The following is a 15936-nucleotide window of genomic DNA, read 5'->3' on the forward strand; positions in this document are numbered from 1 at the left end:
AAAATGAGAACAGCAACGATTGAACGCAATACCTTTGAAACCAAGATTAAGCTCAGTCTAAACTTGGATGCTCAAGAGCCCGTTGATATCAATACAGGCGTGGGATTTTTTGACCATATGTTGACCCTTTTTGCCCGTCATAGCCGGATGTCCCTCGTTGTTAAGGCTGATGGCGACCTCCATGTGGACAGCCACCACACCGTTGAAGATGTGGGCATTGTGTTGGGTCAAGCCATTCGCGAAGCCCTGGGGGACAAGGCGGGGATCAATCGCTATGGGACAAGCTTTGTACCCATGGACGAAACGCTGGGCATGGCCAGTCTGGACTTGTCTGGACGCAGTTATTTGCTCTTTGATTGCCACTTTGACAATCCCAAGTTAGGCAGTTTTGATACGGAGCTGGTGGAGGAATTTTTCCAGGCCCTGGCTTTTAATCTTTTGATGAACCTGCACCTGAAGATTTTACACGGGAAAAATAGCCACCACAAGGCAGAAAGTCTCTTCAAGGCGACTGGACGGGCCCTGCGCGAGGCCATTACTCTAAATCCTGATATCAAGGGTGTGAACTCAACCAAGGGTATGCTCTAAGCAGCTCTGCTATGTTTCAACAGCAAGAGAGAGGGGTTGAAAAGCCATGTTAATTGTCATTGATTATGATGCGGGCAACACTGCCAACGTCCTGCGTGCCCTGGCCAAGGTTGGGGTGGCTGCAGAACTGTCGAGTGACCCAGAGAAAATTCTGTCAGCCAAGGGCTTGATTTTGCCGGGAGTCGGCGCTTTTCCGACGGCCATGGCGGAGCTCCACCAACGGGGCTTGGTGGCTGCCATCCATGAGGCTGTTGCATCAGGCATTCCCTTATTAGGCATCTGCTTGGGCATGCAGGTCTTGACAGAGGTGGGCTTGGAACACCAAGAAACGGTTGGCCTTGGTTTGATACCAGGAGTCTGCCGTCCCATTCCTGTTCAACCGGGTTATCCCGTTCCCCACATGGGTTGGAATAAGTTGGAGCTTCAGCAGGAGACACCGTTGACTTTAGGCCTTAATGAGGAGGCAGTCTACTTCGTCCATTCCTACTACACGGATGTTCCAGAGGACTATATCGACGCCACAGCAAGTTATAGTCAATCTATTCCAGCCATGATTCACAAGGATCTGGTGTTTGGAGCACAATTTCACCCAGAAAAATCTGGGACCACTGGTTTAGGGATTTTAACGCAGTTTGCCAAGGTCTGCGGACTCTTGGACTGATACTCACTCAAAATACTAATAGACAAGTCAGACTGACTCTGATGAGTGCCAGATAAGAAATCCTAAGGCCCATGTTTTATTTGGGAAGAGGATAGGGCAGTTCCCACGATTGAATGAAAAGGAGAATCCATGCAAATTTTACCTGCTATTGATATTAAGGATGGCCAAGCTGTCCGCCTCTTTAAGGGAGATTTTAACCAACAAACAGTTGTCAACCCAGATGTGCTGGGCCAGGCTCGGATTTTTGCGGATGCGGGTATGGAGTATATTCATGTTGTCGATTTGGACGGAGCCTTGGAAGGTCGAGCAACCAACCGAGACCTGATTGCGGCTCTCAAGGTGGCCACAGGCCTCAAGGTTGAAGTTGGGGGCGGCATTCGGACCCTGGAGCAGATTCAAGACTACCTCAATGTTGGGATTGACCGCGTGATTATCGGTTCGATGGCCGTTAAGGCTCCCGACCTTGTCCAAGAAGCCCTGGAAACATTTGGTCCCGACAAGATTGTGGTTGGGATTGATGCCAAGGACGGCTTTGTCGCGACAGAAGGCTGGCTGGAAACCTCCACAGTGGATTATATCAGTTTGGCCAAGGCCATGGAGGCTAGAGGGGTTCAGCTCTTTGTCTATACGGATGTGGACCGAGATGGAACGCTGACGGGACCAAATTTTGCCCATTATGAGCGTTTGGTTGCTGAATTGACGACGGCTCGTGTCATTGCTTCTGGGGGCATAGCAGAGCTGTCAGACCTGGAACGTTTGGCAGAAATAGGCGTGGCTGGCACCATTGTCGGCAAGGCCTACTACAATGGCAACATCAGCCTAGACCAATTAAAAGAGGTGGAACAGTCATGCTAGCAAAACGGATTATACCCTGCCTGGATGTCAAGGACGGCCGGGTGGTCAAGGGGGTTAATTTTGTCAACCTTGCGGACATTGGGGATCCTGTCGATGCGGCCAAGGCCTATTATGAAGCAGGCTGCGATGAACTGGTCTTTCTTGATATTACCGCCACCCATGAGGAACGGGATACAACTCTAGACATGGTAAGGCAGGTGGCTGAGCAAGTCTTTATCCCTTTTACGGTTGGTGGCGGAATCCGCTCGGTTGAGGACATGAACAAGATGCTCAAGGCTGGTGCGGATAAGGTTGCTGTCAACTCGTCTGCCTTGGCCAATCCCCGACTCATCAAGGATTGCGCTGAAAAATTTGGCAACCAGTGCGTGGTGGTGGCCATAGACGCTAAAAAAGAAGACGATGGCTCCTGGCATGTGTATGTGGCTGGAGGTCGCAAGGATACAGGACGAGACTTGATTGACTGGGCTCAAGAAGCTGTCCAACTGGGAGCAGGTGAAATCCTCTTAACTAGCATGGACAAGGATGGCACCAAGTCAGGCTTTGATGAGGACATGCTAAATGCAGTTGCTCAGGTTGTTGATGTTCCCATAATCGCCTCAGGAGGCGCTGGAAATCTAGAACACATGGTTCAAGTTTTTGAACAGACTCCTGCAACAGGGGCCTTGGCTGCCTCAATCTTCCACTATGGGGAGGTCAAGATTGCGGAAGTCAAGGCTGCTATGAAGGCTAGAAATATTGAGGTGCGTGACCATGTCTAATATACAAATCGATTTTGACAAGCAGGGTGGCTTAGTGCCTGTCATTGTGACAGACTACCAAACAGGCCAAGTCCTCATGCTGGCCTATATGAACGAGGAAACCTACCGCCTAACCTTGGAGACCCAGCAAATGCACTATTGGAGTCGGTCTCGTCAGGAAATTTGGCACAAGGGTGCGACCTCAGGTCACTACCAGGCGGTCAAGTCTATCAAAACGGACTGTGACCAGGATACCCTGTTAATTGCGGTAGAACAGACGGGAGCAGCCTGCCATACGGGTGCCAATTCTTGTTTCTACACAGATATTTTTTAAGATTCGGAGGAAAAAGTCATGCTTGAGACACTTTATCAAGAAGCTAAAAGTCGCAAGACTAATCCCAAAGAAGGCTCCTACACCAACTATCTTTATGACAAGGGCTTGGACAAGATTTTGAAAAAGGTAGGCGAGGAAGCGACAGAAGTCGTCATCGCTGCGAAAAACCAAGACAAGGCTGAAATCGCCAATGAAACGGCTGACCTGCTTTATCATTTGGTAGTCCTATTGGTTGAGTCAGGTGTTGGCTTAGATGAGGTGGAAAGTGTCCTTATCAACCGTCAGGGTAAACAGAGCAAGACTCAGGACCGGGCGGCCATCACAGACTATTAGGGGTGACTTAGCTCCTATAAAGATCTAGAAAAACGTTAGGAAACTTGTTGAGGCATTTGGCCCGCAACAAACAATAGAAAGATTTTGATGAAGATGGCCTATTTATTTACCAAGAGCAAGGCAGATTTTTCGAGTTTTTTCAAGACGGTTTTCGACCGTCAGTTTGAGGAAGTCTTTGAGACAGAGCGTACTAGTGCCAGCAAGGACAGTTTTACCTTTGTACTGAGTCAGGGGCAAGAAATTGTGGCGGCAGCAGCCTGTCAACGCCTCTATGAAACCCTAAAAATCAATGACTTGGCTGTCGATCCCAACCTGCAAAAACAAGGATTGGGAAGCCTCATGCTGGACCACATCAAGGACTATGCAGTTAAAGAGAAGATTCACACGCTGATTCTGACCACTCGGTCCTACCAGGCCAAGGATTTTTACCTTAAAAATGGCTTCGACCAGTTTGGCTATCTGGAGAACATGCCTTTTACAGGAGTGGGGACCTACTACATGGTCCACCGTCTGTCACAAGACTAAGATTCTCGCAAATTCAGTCTTGCTGTTGACGGATTTCCTTGCGAACCCTCGGCTATCAGGCTGATCAAGTATCAAAAGGAAACGTTAGACTTTAGCAAGGCTTTTTGCCAAAATCGGTTGAGGTAGGAGTAGCCTAGCCCTACAATCACTATTCTTATCACCTATCAAAGAAGGAGAATCTATGACAGATTACCAAAAACCAGCTGTTTGGAGCTGGAAAGAAGAAAATGACAATCGCACCGGCAATCGTCCGACAGCAGGTGCTCGCTTTGAGCAGACCTTGCCTAAGGGAGACAAGCCCTTACAGGTCTATTCCTTGGGAACGCCAAATGGTCTCAAGGTGACCATTATGCTGGAAGAACTCCGGGAACGGGGTGTGACTGAGGCGGACTATGACCTCTTTTTAATTAATATCATGGAGGGTGACCAGTTTGGGTCCGACTTTGTCGCTATCAATCCTAATTCTAAAATCCCAGCCTTGGTGGATTATACTGGAGACCAGCCAGTTTCAGTTTTTGAATCCAGCCACATCCTCCTCTACTTAGCGGATAAGTTTCAGCACCTCTTGCCAGGGTCCTTCGCTGAGCGGACAGAAGTCCTTAACTGGCTCTTTTGGCAGACTGGGGCTGCTCCCTTTGTCGGTGGTGGCTTTGGGCATTTCTACCACTATGCACCGACGGCTCAGGAGTATCCCATTGACCGCTACGCCATGGAAACCAAGCGCCAGCTGGATGTCTTGGACCAGCTCTTAGCTAGCCGTCCCTATGTAGCGGGTGACACCTATACCATTGCAGATATTGCGATTTGGTCCTGGTATGGTCGTCTGGTAGAGGGCAAGCTCTACGAGGGTTCGGCCCACTTCTTAGGCGTTTCCAGCTATGCCCATGTTACTGCCTGGGCGGAGAAAATAGCAGAGCGGCCAGCTGTCCAGAGAGGACTAGCTGCTGACTACAGGCCGATTAAGTAAGTGAGACTAGAAAAATAAGCAGGGCAGGTGACCTCAGAGTGCCAGCTCTGCTATTTTTTATCCTCAAAGAAGAATTTCAAAGATTTAACTACATAAATTCTGAGAAATGTGGTAGAATATTAGGGATAAAATGGAGGAGTAAATTCATGTCACAACCTAAATATGACCGTATCTTAATTAAACTCTCTGGTGAAGCTTTGGCTGGTGAGAAAGGTGTAGGAATTGACCTGCCGACAGTGCAACAAATGGCTAAGGAAATTGCTGAAGTTGCCGAGTCAGGTGTGCAGATTGCCTTGGTTATCGGTGGTGGAAACCTCTGGCGTGGGGAACCTGCTGCCGAAGCTGGGATGGACCGTGTCCAAGCGGACTACACAGGTATGTTGGGAACTGTTATGAATGCCCTTGTAATGGCAGATTCCTTGCAACAGTACAGTGTTGATACACGTGTGCAGACAGCCATCTCCATGCAAAATGTCGCAGAGCCTTACATCCGTGGCCGTGCCCTTCGCCACCTGGAAAAAGGCCGTATCGTCATCTTCGGTGCAGGCATTGGTTCGCCTTACTTCTCAACAGATACGACGGCAGCCCTTCGTGCCGCTGAGATTGAAGCAGATGCCATTCTCATGGCTAAAAACGGAGTTGATGGTGTCTACAACGCCGACCCTAAAAAGGATGCCAATGCGGTTAAGTTTGACGAATTGACCCACCGTGAAGTCATCAAACGTGGTTTGAAAATCATGGATGCAACAGCCTCAACTCTCTCTATGGACAACGACATTGATCTGGTCGTCTTCAACATGAATGAGCCAGGTAACATCAAGCGTGTTGTCTTCGGGGAACAAATCGGAACAACTGTTTCAAACAAAGAAAATCAATAAAAGGAAAGACTCATGACAAAAGAAATCATTGCAAAAGCTAAAGAACGCTTTGAACATTCACATCAATCCCTTTCACGTGAATTTGCGGCTATCCGTGCAGGTCGTGCCAACGCTAGCCTCTTAGACCGCGTGTCTGTAGAATACTATGGCGCTCCAACACCGCTTAATCAGTTGGCTTCAATCACTATTCCAGAAGCGCGGGTGCTCTTGATCACACCATTTGACAAGTCTATCCTCAAGGACATCGAGCGTGCCATCAACGAATCTGACCTCGGCATCAACCCTGCCAATGACGGTTCTGTTATCCGCTTGGTTATCCCAGCCTTGACTGAGGAAACGCGTAAGGACTTGGCTAAAGAAGTGAAAAAAGTGGCTGAAAATGCAAAAATTGCTATCCGCAACATCCGTCGTGATGCCATGGATGAGGCTAAAAAAGCTGAAAAAGCCAAAGAAATTACTGAAGACGAATTGAAAACCTTGGAAAAAGATATCCAAAAAGTCACTGACGATGCGGTTAAACACATCGACGGTATGACAGCTTCTAAAGAAAAAGAACTCTTGGAAGTATAATCACCAAACCAGGAAAGGGCGAGCTGAAACATCACTAGGTCAGTTCGCCTTTTTTAGCAAATTTAGACTCACTCAAAATCAAAAGGGACGAGGCCAGTTGAGGCAGACTATAAGAAAGTTGGGCAAGGAAACATAACGATGTATAGTCTTGATTTTGCAAGAGTATTATATTACTAGGAGGAAACCATGAATAACCTACTCGCTACTATCATTACAGCATTGATAACCGATGAGAATGATGATTTTTACTACGCTCAAAAGGATGGATTAACCTTTGCCTTGCCTAAGTCTGAAGGGGAGCACCAACTCGGTCAGATGGTCAAGGGCCTGGCCTACACAGATATGAAGCAAAAGCTCCGCTTGACCACACGTGAGCTGGGCTTGGACCGGAATCACTATGCCTGGTCAACAGTGACGGATGTTCGTCGAGATCTTGGAGTTTTTGTTGATGCGGGTCTACCAGACAAGGAAATCGTTATTTCCCTTGACGTTCTCCCAGAGCTCAAAGAGCTCTGGCCTAGAAAAGGTGATCAGTTGTATATTAAATTAGATGTGGATAAGAAAGACCGCATCTGGGGCCTACCAGCTGAGCCTGAGGTTTTCCAACGTTTAGCGGGACCTGCCTATGATAATATGCAAAACCAGAGTCTACGAGCTATTGTTTACCGCCTCAAGCTAAATGGTACCTTTGTCTACCTGCCGGATAATAAGATGCTGGGCTTCATTCATCCAAGTGAACGTTACAACGAGCCTCGCTTGGGAGAAGAAGTAACGGCCCGCGTTATCGGCTACCGTGAGGCGGATCGTACCCTTAACCTCTCTCTCAAGCCTCGTTCCTTTGAGATGTTGGAAAATGATGCTCAGATGATTTTGACCTATCTAGAGAGTCAGGGAGGCTTTATGACCCTCAATGATAAATCCTCACCAGATGAAATTAAGGCTACTTTTGGCATTTCCAAGGGTCAGTTTAAAAAAGCCCTCGGTGGGCTCATGAAGGCTGGAAAGATCAAGCAGGACCAATTCGGGACAGAAGTGGTTGGGTAGATAGCCTAGGTGGCTATTCAAATCCCCCTTAAGGCGAAACTAGTCCTATACTTGAAGAAACTGAAAAATAGGAATTCCTACCTTGTTTTGGAAGTTTTTCATTATTAAAATAACTAAAAACATTAGTTTTCTGAATAAAATTCGATAATTTTCTGAAAAAAGTTATATTTTCAGTTGGTTTCCATTATAAAAAACAATTTTATAAAAATTTTGAAAATTATTGACTTATAGTTTGAATTATGATATAATTATGGAAAAGATTTAGGAGGTCATCCAAATGACATTGATTAAGTTAACCCCACAAGAACTTCGTGATTCTGCTGTAAAATATACTAACGGTTCACTACAAGTAACTGAAGTTTTAGAAACTTTGAGCAGAGAGCAAGAAGTTATTGCTTCTAACTGGTCTGGTACCGCTTTTGATAGCTTTGAAGTTCAATTCAATGAATTATCACCAAAAATTCAACAATTTGCACAACTGCTTGAAGATATCAATCAACAATTGAACAGCGTAGCTAATATTATTGAAACTACTGACGCTGATATTGCTGCTCAAATCCCTGGTTTGTCTTAATATATAAGTTAGTTTTATGGGAGGCAGTTGCCTCCTCTTTTTATTTTAAAAGCTTATTGAGTAAAAGTGAGGGTTAAAAAGATTAAGAGTCCCTTATTGGGATAAGAAATGATCTTTTTGTAGGACTTCCTTGAAGCTAAATCAGTAAGTCACAAGGCAAATCAGTTAGTTCTGCTATACATTTACCTTAAACATAGAAGAAAATCAGGTAAGGGTAACTACGAATCAATCCTAAATGGAAACTTTTTCTAAATATCATACTGTTTAGAAGGAGTCGGACTAGAAAAGTATGAGTAGTCTCTGGTAATTTCAGAGATTTTACTAAAATTTGATAGGAATTTAAACATGAAAAAGATAAATCTTTCGCAACCGATTCGCTATGCAATCAACATAGCTCTCATCCTGTTACTGTTGGCAGGTGTTGTTTTTTTGAATTTCAACCTTCAAAATAAAACACAGACAGAAAACGAGCAGGTTTCTAAAGTTTCACAGAAGCTCAATGTAGCGGTAGTCAATGAAGACAAGTCCGTCGAATCAGGTGGGGAAATCTATAATCTGGGCTCTAGCTACATTAAGAGTATTGAACGTGATGACAAGCACAATTGGGTAGTTGTAAGCCGAAGTATTGCTGAGGCAGGTCTTAAAAACGGAGACTACCAATTAGTTGTTTATATTCCTAGTGATTTTTCTAATAAAATTCTCGATATCAACAATGTCAATGTCGAAAAAACAACCGTGACTTATAAGGTTAATGCTAACGGTAACCTTCAAGTGGAAAACCTGGCTAACCAACTCGGTAAAGATATTATTTCGGACTTAAATACGCAGTTGGTGGATATGTACATGGTGAGCATCATGAGTAATCTCTACTCAGCTCAACAAAATGTTCAAAAAATTGCCGATACTCAGACGACAAACATTGCCAGTTACAAGAAAAACCTCTATGATACCGCAATCTCATTCCAGGATCTCTTTCCAAATTTGGTGAGCACATCTGAAAGTTCTCTCCAAGCTAATAATAGCTTGATGGAGTCTTTGATGTCTGTAACTAGCTTGCATCAAGCGGTGGACACGGCTCAAACTGAGTTTAATACCAGTTTAGAGGAATTGGTTGCTCGCCATAGCAGTGGGGACTTGTCCTATGAAGAATTGACGGCAGCCATCCTAAGTATGAACACTCAAGTTTTGAATGCAGAAACCTCAAGTCTGTTTGAGGGCTTGCAATCTCAACAGGCAACCTTGGTCTCTGAATTAGAATCCATAACTGGTACGACAACAACAGATGAGAACGGGTTGGTAACGTCAGCTACTGGTGTTGCCCAGATTTCTGCACAAATTGAAGCTTTGGAAGCCAGTCTTCAAATTGAAAAAGATAAGTTGCAGGCTCAAATTGATGCTGTCGCTGCAGATGCCGAAACGCTTCTAGATACCTACTTTGCTAGAACAACAACGGGTGAAGCGATTAGCTTACGAGAATTCTTAAATGCAGATGCAACTGCTAGCACAACAAGTGGTTCATCAACCTATGAAACTCTGCTAGCACAAATGGTAAATGAATCGGCTACGGATTTGGTTGAAAAATCAGCTGAAGAGTTGCCTGCTGCAAAGGTTTCAGACATCCAAAGTTTCCTACAATTTTCTGGGACTGACTATTCTACAGCGATAACTGAGTATGACTCTGCTGTAGAGACTATTGTGGCAAGCAATGCAGGCTCTATTAAATTCAATGAGAAACTCTTCAAAGCCTTACAGGATGCCCAGGCTGATTTAGCAAAACTACAGCCTGACTATGAGAACAGTCTCAAATCGATAACACCTGCTGGAGAGGACACGACCCTGACTGTCAGTGATGTTGATGATTCAAGTACAGTATGGTCAGTAGATATTACCACAGCGGATGGAAAGACAACAACTGAAACTCATAAGAGTGGGGACTCAGTGTCAATTCCAGCTGGTGCAACCTATAACATTACAACTACAGTCTCAACTGGAGCAGCAACGCCAGCAACAGGAACAGGAGCGACACCTCCGGCCATTACAGATCATACCTTAAAAGTAGTACAAACAACACTTGCTGGAACGGGAAAGGCAACCTTTAATTATGAAAATTACATTTTAGCCCTGACCAACTATAATACCTTGGTTCAACGAGTTATTTCTGCATACAACCATGTGGGAACTCTGGCAGCAGAGGCTTACAACCATGATACTGTTCTAGCTACAAAAATTCTTGATATGGATGTGAGAAGTGCCTTGAAAACACTGGTAGCGAGTGCATTGGCCAACAACCTAACCAGCTATCAGACGGCCCTGGCAAATGATTCGACTCTGGCAAAACAATTGCAAGACTTGAAAGACTCTAAGGACAGCATTGCCACCCAGTTGGCGAATGTTCAAACAACCAACACCTCAATTTCGGAGCAAATCAAGGAGCAATTAGCCCTCTTGGAAAGCTTGAAAACACAGGCCAATACAATTACTGATGCGCAAGCCAAGAGTGATACATCACAAAGTGAGACAACGAGCGGATTAACAGCCCTCAGTTCACAGTTGCAATCCTTGGTATCAGCCTCTGACAGCGTCAAGGCAAGTTCTGAAGCGAACTCAACAGAAGCAAACTCTGTTAACCAAATCTTTACAAACTTTAATAGCCAAGTTGAATCTGCTCAACAGAGAGGACAAAACCTTTCAGCAGAGGCTTCTGTTTTGATGGGACAATTCGAAGCTGAACTTAATGAGAGTGGAGATTTTGCAAGTTCATTCGCCTCTGTTCTCAATAATGCCTACAGTAATGGCGTTCCAAATGAAGTGCTATTAGACTTCCTTTCAAACCCTGTCTTGCAAAAGACTTCCTCAATCAAAGCGACGACCAATGTCTATCGTCCATTTACATGGATTCTTTTGTTGGAAGTGGTAACTCTCTTTACAGCCTACCTCTTTGCGACACAGGATTTAGCCAAACGCGTCAAGAATCAGTTCAAACTGGACAAACTTTACCATACAGACTTTTTAAACGTAGCCTTGCTCTCTGCACTTGCCCTGCTGATTGGAGTGGTTATCGGATTAGTATCTTACCATCAATTGATGGTTGAGAGCGAGTATGTTCCGATTTGGGTACTTTTAGTGGTGCTCTTTAGCTTCCTATTAACCCAGGGACAATACTTCCTCCTTAAAAATCTCAGAGCTTTAGGGATGGGCTTGATTCTCTTCATGATTATCAGTTTCGTCTATTTATCAAATGCAATCGGGACAACTGTTAACTTGTCAGGATCAACTGCAACCCTAAAATCACTCAACCTCTTATCGGTTCTTGAAAATCAATTGTCTGGTTATTTTGACGGACGAACAGCTAGTCTTCTCTTCGTCCTCTTGACGATTGCTGGTATTATTGCACTTAGTGTGCTTAATACCCTCTTCACATGGCCGAGCGGACAGAAAGCGTCACATACACAAGAAGGACTTTCATGAAAAAAAGTATAGGCTTGATGCTACTCTTAGGACTGTGTCTAACCCTTCCTGTTAAGGCAGATGATTTGGGAGAGTCCCCTCTGATTATCGACAGCAGTCGTCTTGAACAAGATATAGACAAGGGAGACTTGGGCACACAATCTGAGTTGATTCAAGGATTGTTTTCGGAAAAAGACCAAGAACTTCTGGAAATTCAAGAAGATAAAAAACAGGCTGCATTTGAAGCGAATCGACAAGAACTCTTTAAAAAAGGGAATATCAAAGCCATTAATCTTGAAACAATGGACTTGTTTCAAGGTGATTCGGTCATGGTTAACACCAAGGTCGATTCAGCCTATGATTATAAAATGACGGCAGGAACTTGGATTCAAATTGGATATGTAGGACTGGTTCTCTTGACCATAGCTGGAGCAAGTTACCTGTCCTACCGTGTATATATAAGCGAGGGTTAAATGCAAGAACATATCAATATTAGTTTAATCAGAGAGGGTGTCTCAAGGGACTTGCGTATACCAACACGTATTGAAGTACGGACCTTAATCATGGAGTTAAACAAAATTTTTGGCTTACCACTTATGATGCGCAAATGCCAACTACGAGTGGTAAACAAAGGCATTCTACTTGATGAAGGTAAAGTCCTAGCAGATTACCCCGTAACCAGTGGAGATGTGATAGAAATTGAGGAATTTGAATGACAAGGACTGAATTTACATTTGACAAGCAATTGTTCGTGGTGAATAAGGAAACAGACCGTTGGGAGGTGCCAATCAAGCGCTCCGCTATTGCCACACATGACACCAGTGAGTTGTTGTTACTGAATGTGCAGCATCCACTCTTTCTTCCGCTCACTTATCAGGTGGACGCTGACCAAGTGAATTTCAGCTACCAGCTTGAAGAGGATGGCCGGACCTTTACCCAAGCAAAGGCCCAATCTTTAGCGGAAAAGCTCCGTCTATCTTTGAACATTACAGAGTTTCAGACAGCTTTAGACCTTCCGATTTCCTTCTTATTGCATCCTGAGAATGTTTTTATCACAAAAAATGGCCAGTTTCGTCTAGCGCATCGTGGTTTGCCAGGGATTATGGTTCCCTTGACCAAGAGTGAGGATGACTTGCTCCGTCAGGTGAAATGTCTAATCATGACCCTGTTTACCGAAGAGTCCTTCACGGATCTCTATGAGGGAGCGCTAGAAGTGGTTGAGGTTCCTGAATTTTTGAGTCAGTTACGGCAACAGGGGGATTTTAAGAGTTTAACCGATTACCTCAAGGACTTGTACCGTTTGAAATCTCAAGAGGAAGACAAACAGACCTCGCGCGTGTCTAAGCAACAGTTTAAACTGTTCAAGTATGCGTCCATCTGGTCTTCCGTTCTGGCAGTCTTGCTATTAGTGCCTCTGATTTACTTGGTGTTTGTCCGAGGGCCATTTATGCAGAATATGTTGGATGCCGACACGGCTTTCATCAAGCAAGACTATTCGACCCTGATTGATGAATTGGACCATGTGTCACTCGGCAAACTTCCTTATACGCAGAAGTATGAATTGGCAACGGCCTTTGTCACTCTTGAAAATCTCAGCGATGAACAGCGGACCATCGTCCTTAACAATGTAACACTCAAGTCGGATGAACTCTACTTGGATTACTGGATTACCATCGGACGAGGAGAAACGGAGACTGCTGTTGATACTGCCAAGCGATTGGACGATGTCGACTTGATTCTCTATGCCCTGGCTACTCAAATCCAGGAAACGCGTCAAAATTCAACCCTGTCTGGTCAAGAACGTGAAGAAAAGTTGGACGAATTAACCTCTGATTACGAACGTTATTGGGAACAACGGTCTACTAACTTAACCGATTCCTTAGATAAGGATGGAAACAGTGTGGAGACAGAAACATCTGTGACAACGAGTTCAGAAGATGCGACGATGAGTGATGCCTCAACGACGAGTGGGAAATAGGAGGAGATGGAATGGTCACACTTATAATCTATTCCAAGGGGTTTCGTTATGAACTTGTACTCCAAGCCGGTAAGGCTGTCCTTGTTTCCCAAGTCTTTCCTGGTATAACGGATGCAATCACACTAACCCTGAGTGGAGAAGTGGTAGATTTTACCTTTGAAGGAAACCAGGGTCAGATTAGCTCAGGTATAAAACTAGGAGATACTCGAGTCTACCTTCAATCACAGGAAAGACGCGTCTATAAATTACTTCAAAAGAATCAGCTTCTTCTGTCAGATCAGGTCGGTGCAGATATTCAATGGCCTCAGTATCCTTGTCAATTTATCATCCGAAAATCTCAAGATCAGGTTTGGGAACTTCAGGAGCTTTCGGGTCAAATCTATGTTGACAATATTCTGCTGACAGCACCATCGGTTCAACTGAAACTTGGTAGTGAACTGGCCGTAGAAGATAAGAAGATTAAGTTTTATGGAGATGAACTCCACATCCAAGGCGAGGCAAGGGTTTCCCAAGAGCTTTTAGAAGTCGCTCATTCTCGCTATGCCTTTTACGCAGACTACCCTGATTATCACCGTTCTCCTCGGATTATTTATCGTCCTAGTGAGGAGAAGATTACTCTCAATGCGCCCAGTGCGGAGCCTAAACCGCCCCAAGGGGAACTGTTACGAACGATTTTACCTCCTCTGCTCATGGTGACCATGACATTGGTGGTGACCATCTTCCAACCGCGTGGGATTTATATCCTAGTAACGGTGGGGATGTCTATCGTGTCAACGATTTTTGCGGTTCAGTCTTACTTTAAGAACCGTCGCAAGCATAAAGATGAGGTGGCGGACCGGATTCGTTCCTATAAGCTTTATCTGGTGGACAAGTCCATGGAGTTGTCCAAGCTCGATAAGGCCCAAAAGGAAGGTCAGCTCTACCACTATCCGTCTCTAGAGACTCTGGATGCCTTGACGGAGCAATACGACCACCGCATCTATGAAAAGACGCCCCAGCACTTTGACTTTCTCTACTACCGTCTGGGTCTGGGTCAGGTGCCGACCAGTCACCAGCTCAGCTATTCGCAGACGGAACGTTCTGGGGTCAAGGACCCGCTGGAGGTTGAGGGCTACACGCTCTATTCAGACCATCTCTTGATCGATGACATGCCGATTGTGGCCAATCTCAAGCATGGGCCTGTTGGTTATATCGGACCGCGTGACCTGGTCTTGGAACAGCTCCAGCTCATGGTCTACCAGTTGTCGGTCTTCCACTCTTACCACGATGTGCAGTTCATCACGATTCTGCCTGAGGAGGAGAAAGACCAGTGGAACTGGATGCGCTGGTTGCCACATGCGACCCTGCAGGAGATGAATGTCCGTGGCTTTGTCTACAACCAACGGACCCGAGACCAGGTGCTCAATAGCCTCAATCAGATTCTCAAGTTCCGCAAGGCTCAGATAGAAAGCAAGGAAGTGCGGGAGTCGTCGCTCTTTCGTCCCCACTATGTGGTGCTGGTGACGGATGAGAAGTTGATCATGGACCATGTCATCATGGAGTTCTTCACGGAGGATCCAACCGAGCTTGGGTGTTCCCTGATCTTCGTCGAGGATGTCCTCTCCAGCCTGTCTGAGAATGTCAAGACCATCGTGACCATCAAGGACCGCAATACCGGCCAGTTGGTTATCGAAGAGGGGAACCTGGTTGAGAAGGACTTTCGCCTGGACCACTTCCCAGCGGACTATGACAAGGAAAGCCTGCCACGGCGCCTCGCGCCCCTCAATCACTTGGAGAACCTCAAGTCCTCCATCCCTGATGTAGTAACCTTTATGGAACTTTATGAGGCAGAGGACTTTGAAGACCTCCACGTGCCCCAGCGTTGGGAGAAGAACGCCCCTTACAAGTCCTTGGCGGTACCTCTGGGTCTGCGGGGACAAGGGGACATCGTCTCCCTCAACCTTCATGAGAAGGCCCACGGGCCTCACGGTCTGGTGGCGGGGACGACGGGGTCTGGGAAGTCTGAGATTATCCAGTCCTATATCCTGTCTCTCGCGGTTAACTTCCACCCCCACGATGTGGCCTTTCTCCTCATCGACTACAAGGGTGGAGGGATGGCCAACCTCTTTAAAGACCTGCCTCACTTGCTTGGGACGATCACCAACTTGGATGGTGCCCAATCCATGCGGGCCCTGGTTTCCATTAATGCGGAGCTCAAGCGCCGGCAACGGCTCTTCTCCCAGTATGAGGTTAACCACATCAACCAGTACCAGAAGAAGTACAAGCTGGGCGAAGTGCCTGAGCCCATGCCTCATCTCTTCTTGATTTCGGATGAATTTGCGGAGCTCAAGGCCAACCAGCCTGAGTTTATGACCGAGTTGGTGTCGACCGCCCGTATCGGACGGTCCCTGGGGATTCACCTGATTCTGGCGACCCAAAAACCCGCTGGGGTGGTCAATGACCAGA

The 15936-nt window shown here is 45.8% G+C and carries 17 protein-coding genes; all 17 read left to right on the plus strand.

Annotated features, from left to right (window positions below):
* Positions 1 to 3 precede the first annotated feature (3 nt).
* The gene (hisB, locus tag ACFORF_RS07380) at positions 4 to 588 is read left to right on the plus strand and encodes an imidazoleglycerol-phosphate dehydratase HisB (RefSeq protein ID WP_380426874.1); all 585 of its coding nucleotides are present in this window, start codon (positions 4 to 6) and stop codon (positions 586 to 588) included.
* 46 nt (positions 589 to 634) lie between these two features.
* The gene (gene hisH / locus ACFORF_RS07385; protein WP_380426876.1) at positions 635 to 1249 is read left to right on the plus strand and encodes an imidazole glycerol phosphate synthase subunit HisH; all 615 of its coding nucleotides are present in this window, start codon (positions 635 to 637) and stop codon (positions 1247 to 1249) included.
* 129 nt (positions 1250 to 1378) lie between these two features.
* Entirely contained in the window at positions 1379 to 2104 is a 726-nt protein-coding gene (gene hisA / locus ACFORF_RS07390) for a 1-(5-phosphoribosyl)-5-[(5-phosphoribosylamino)methylideneamino]imidazole-4-carboxamide isomerase (protein ID WP_380426877.1), read from the plus strand.
* Positions 2098 to 2862, plus strand: coding sequence for an imidazole glycerol phosphate synthase subunit HisF (hisF, locus tag ACFORF_RS07395; protein WP_380426879.1), 765 nt, complete (start codon positions 2098 to 2100; stop codon positions 2860 to 2862). The genes hisA and hisF overlap by 7 nt, the downstream gene beginning before the upstream one ends.
* On the plus strand, positions 2855 to 3175 hold the full coding sequence (hisI, locus tag ACFORF_RS07400; protein WP_380426881.1) for a phosphoribosyl-AMP cyclohydrolase: 321 nt from the start codon (positions 2855 to 2857) through the stop codon (positions 3173 to 3175). The genes hisF and hisI overlap by 8 nt, the downstream gene beginning before the upstream one ends.
* 18 nt (positions 3176 to 3193) lie before the next feature.
* On the plus strand, positions 3194 to 3508 hold the full coding sequence (hisE, locus tag ACFORF_RS07405) for a phosphoribosyl-ATP diphosphatase (protein WP_380426883.1): 315 nt from the start codon (positions 3194 to 3196) through the stop codon (positions 3506 to 3508).
* Between the two features lie 93 nt (positions 3509 to 3601).
* On the plus strand, positions 3602 to 4033 hold the full coding sequence (locus ACFORF_RS07410) for a GNAT family N-acetyltransferase (protein WP_380426885.1): 432 nt from the start codon (positions 3602 to 3604) through the stop codon (positions 4031 to 4033).
* Positions 4034 to 4214: 181 nt separating this feature from the next.
* On the plus strand, positions 4215 to 5000 hold the full coding sequence (yghU, locus tag ACFORF_RS07415; RefSeq protein WP_380426887.1) for a glutathione-dependent disulfide-bond oxidoreductase: 786 nt from the start codon (positions 4215 to 4217) through the stop codon (positions 4998 to 5000).
* A gap of 146 nt (positions 5001 to 5146) precedes the next feature.
* Positions 5147 to 5878 carry a UMP kinase gene (gene pyrH / locus ACFORF_RS07420; protein WP_380426889.1) on the plus strand — a complete coding sequence of 244 codons (732 nt, stop codon included), beginning with the start codon at positions 5147 to 5149 and terminating at the stop codon, positions 5876 to 5878.
* 12 nt (positions 5879 to 5890) lie between these two features.
* On the plus strand, positions 5891 to 6448 hold the full coding sequence (frr, locus tag ACFORF_RS07425; RefSeq protein WP_380426891.1) for a ribosome recycling factor: 558 nt from the start codon (positions 5891 to 5893) through the stop codon (positions 6446 to 6448).
* 186 nt (positions 6449 to 6634) lie between these two features.
* Positions 6635 to 7492: a CvfB family protein gene (locus tag ACFORF_RS07430; RefSeq protein WP_380426893.1), complete on the plus strand. Its 858-nt coding sequence runs from the start codon at positions 6635 to 6637 to the stop codon at positions 7490 to 7492.
* 277 nt (positions 7493 to 7769) lie between these two features.
* Entirely contained in the window at positions 7770 to 8066 is a 297-nt protein-coding gene (locus tag ACFORF_RS07435) for a WXG100 family type VII secretion target (protein WP_380426895.1), read from the plus strand.
* Between the two features lie 345 nt (positions 8067 to 8411).
* Positions 8412 to 11534: a type VII secretion protein EsaA gene (gene esaA / locus ACFORF_RS07440; protein ID WP_380426897.1), complete on the plus strand. Its 3123-nt coding sequence runs from the start codon at positions 8412 to 8414 to the stop codon at positions 11532 to 11534.
* Positions 11531 to 11986 (plus strand): hypothetical protein, encoded by a 456-nt coding sequence (locus ACFORF_RS07445; protein WP_380426899.1) that lies wholly within the window; start codon positions 11531 to 11533, stop codon positions 11984 to 11986. The genes esaA and ACFORF_RS07445 overlap by 4 nt, the downstream gene beginning before the upstream one ends.
* The gene (locus ACFORF_RS07450; protein WP_380426901.1) at positions 11987 to 12229 is read left to right on the plus strand and encodes an EsaB/YukD family protein; all 243 of its coding nucleotides are present in this window, start codon (positions 11987 to 11989) and stop codon (positions 12227 to 12229) included.
* Positions 12226 to 13491, plus strand: coding sequence for a type VII secretion protein EssB (essB, locus tag ACFORF_RS07455; RefSeq protein ID WP_380426903.1), 1266 nt, complete (start codon positions 12226 to 12228; stop codon positions 13489 to 13491). Before ACFORF_RS07450 ends, essB begins: the two co-directional genes overlap by 4 nt.
* Positions 13492 to 13502: 11 nt before the next feature.
* A partial coding sequence (gene essC / locus ACFORF_RS07460) for a type VII secretion protein EssC (protein WP_380426905.1) occupies positions 13503 to 15936 on the plus strand: 2434 nt, incomplete at its 3' end.

The organism is Streptococcus caprae (assembly GCF_042649745.1).
Classification (GTDB): Bacteria; Bacillota; Bacilli; order Lactobacillales; family Streptococcaceae; genus Streptococcus; species Streptococcus caprae.

Excerpts from the sequence above, each read along its gene's own strand:
- hisB (WP_380426874.1), top strand. The coding sequence starts at position 4 with ATGAGAACAGCAACGATTGAACGCAATACCTTTGAAACCAAGATTAAG.
- hisH (WP_380426876.1), top strand. The coding sequence starts at position 635 with ATGTTAATTGTCATTGATTATGATGCGGGCAACACTGCCAACGTCCTG.
- hisA (WP_380426877.1), top strand. The coding sequence starts at position 1,379 with ATGCAAATTTTACCTGCTATTGATATTAAGGATGGCCAAGCTGTCCGC.
- hisF (WP_380426879.1), top strand. The coding sequence starts at position 2,098 with ATGCTAGCAAAACGGATTATACCCTGCCTGGATGTCAAGGACGGCCGG.
- hisI (WP_380426881.1), top strand. The coding sequence starts at position 2,855 with ATGTCTAATATACAAATCGATTTTGACAAGCAGGGTGGCTTAGTGCCT.
- hisE (WP_380426883.1), top strand. The coding sequence starts at position 3,194 with ATGCTTGAGACACTTTATCAAGAAGCTAAAAGTCGCAAGACTAATCCC.
- ACFORF_RS07410 (WP_380426885.1), top strand. The coding sequence starts at position 3,602 with ATGGCCTATTTATTTACCAAGAGCAAGGCAGATTTTTCGAGTTTTTTC.
- yghU (WP_380426887.1), top strand. The coding sequence starts at position 4,215 with ATGACAGATTACCAAAAACCAGCTGTTTGGAGCTGGAAAGAAGAAAAT.
- pyrH (WP_380426889.1), top strand. The coding sequence starts at position 5,147 with ATGTCACAACCTAAATATGACCGTATCTTAATTAAACTCTCTGGTGAA.
- frr (WP_380426891.1), top strand. The coding sequence starts at position 5,891 with ATGACAAAAGAAATCATTGCAAAAGCTAAAGAACGCTTTGAACATTCA.
- ACFORF_RS07430 (WP_380426893.1), top strand. The coding sequence starts at position 6,635 with ATGAATAACCTACTCGCTACTATCATTACAGCATTGATAACCGATGAG.
- ACFORF_RS07435 (WP_380426895.1), top strand. The coding sequence starts at position 7,770 with ATGACATTGATTAAGTTAACCCCACAAGAACTTCGTGATTCTGCTGTA.
- esaA (WP_380426897.1), top strand. The coding sequence starts at position 8,412 with ATGAAAAAGATAAATCTTTCGCAACCGATTCGCTATGCAATCAACATA.
- ACFORF_RS07445 (WP_380426899.1), top strand. The coding sequence starts at position 11,531 with ATGAAAAAAAGTATAGGCTTGATGCTACTCTTAGGACTGTGTCTAACC.
- ACFORF_RS07450 (WP_380426901.1), top strand. The coding sequence starts at position 11,987 with ATGCAAGAACATATCAATATTAGTTTAATCAGAGAGGGTGTCTCAAGG.
- essB (WP_380426903.1), top strand. The coding sequence starts at position 12,226 with ATGACAAGGACTGAATTTACATTTGACAAGCAATTGTTCGTGGTGAAT.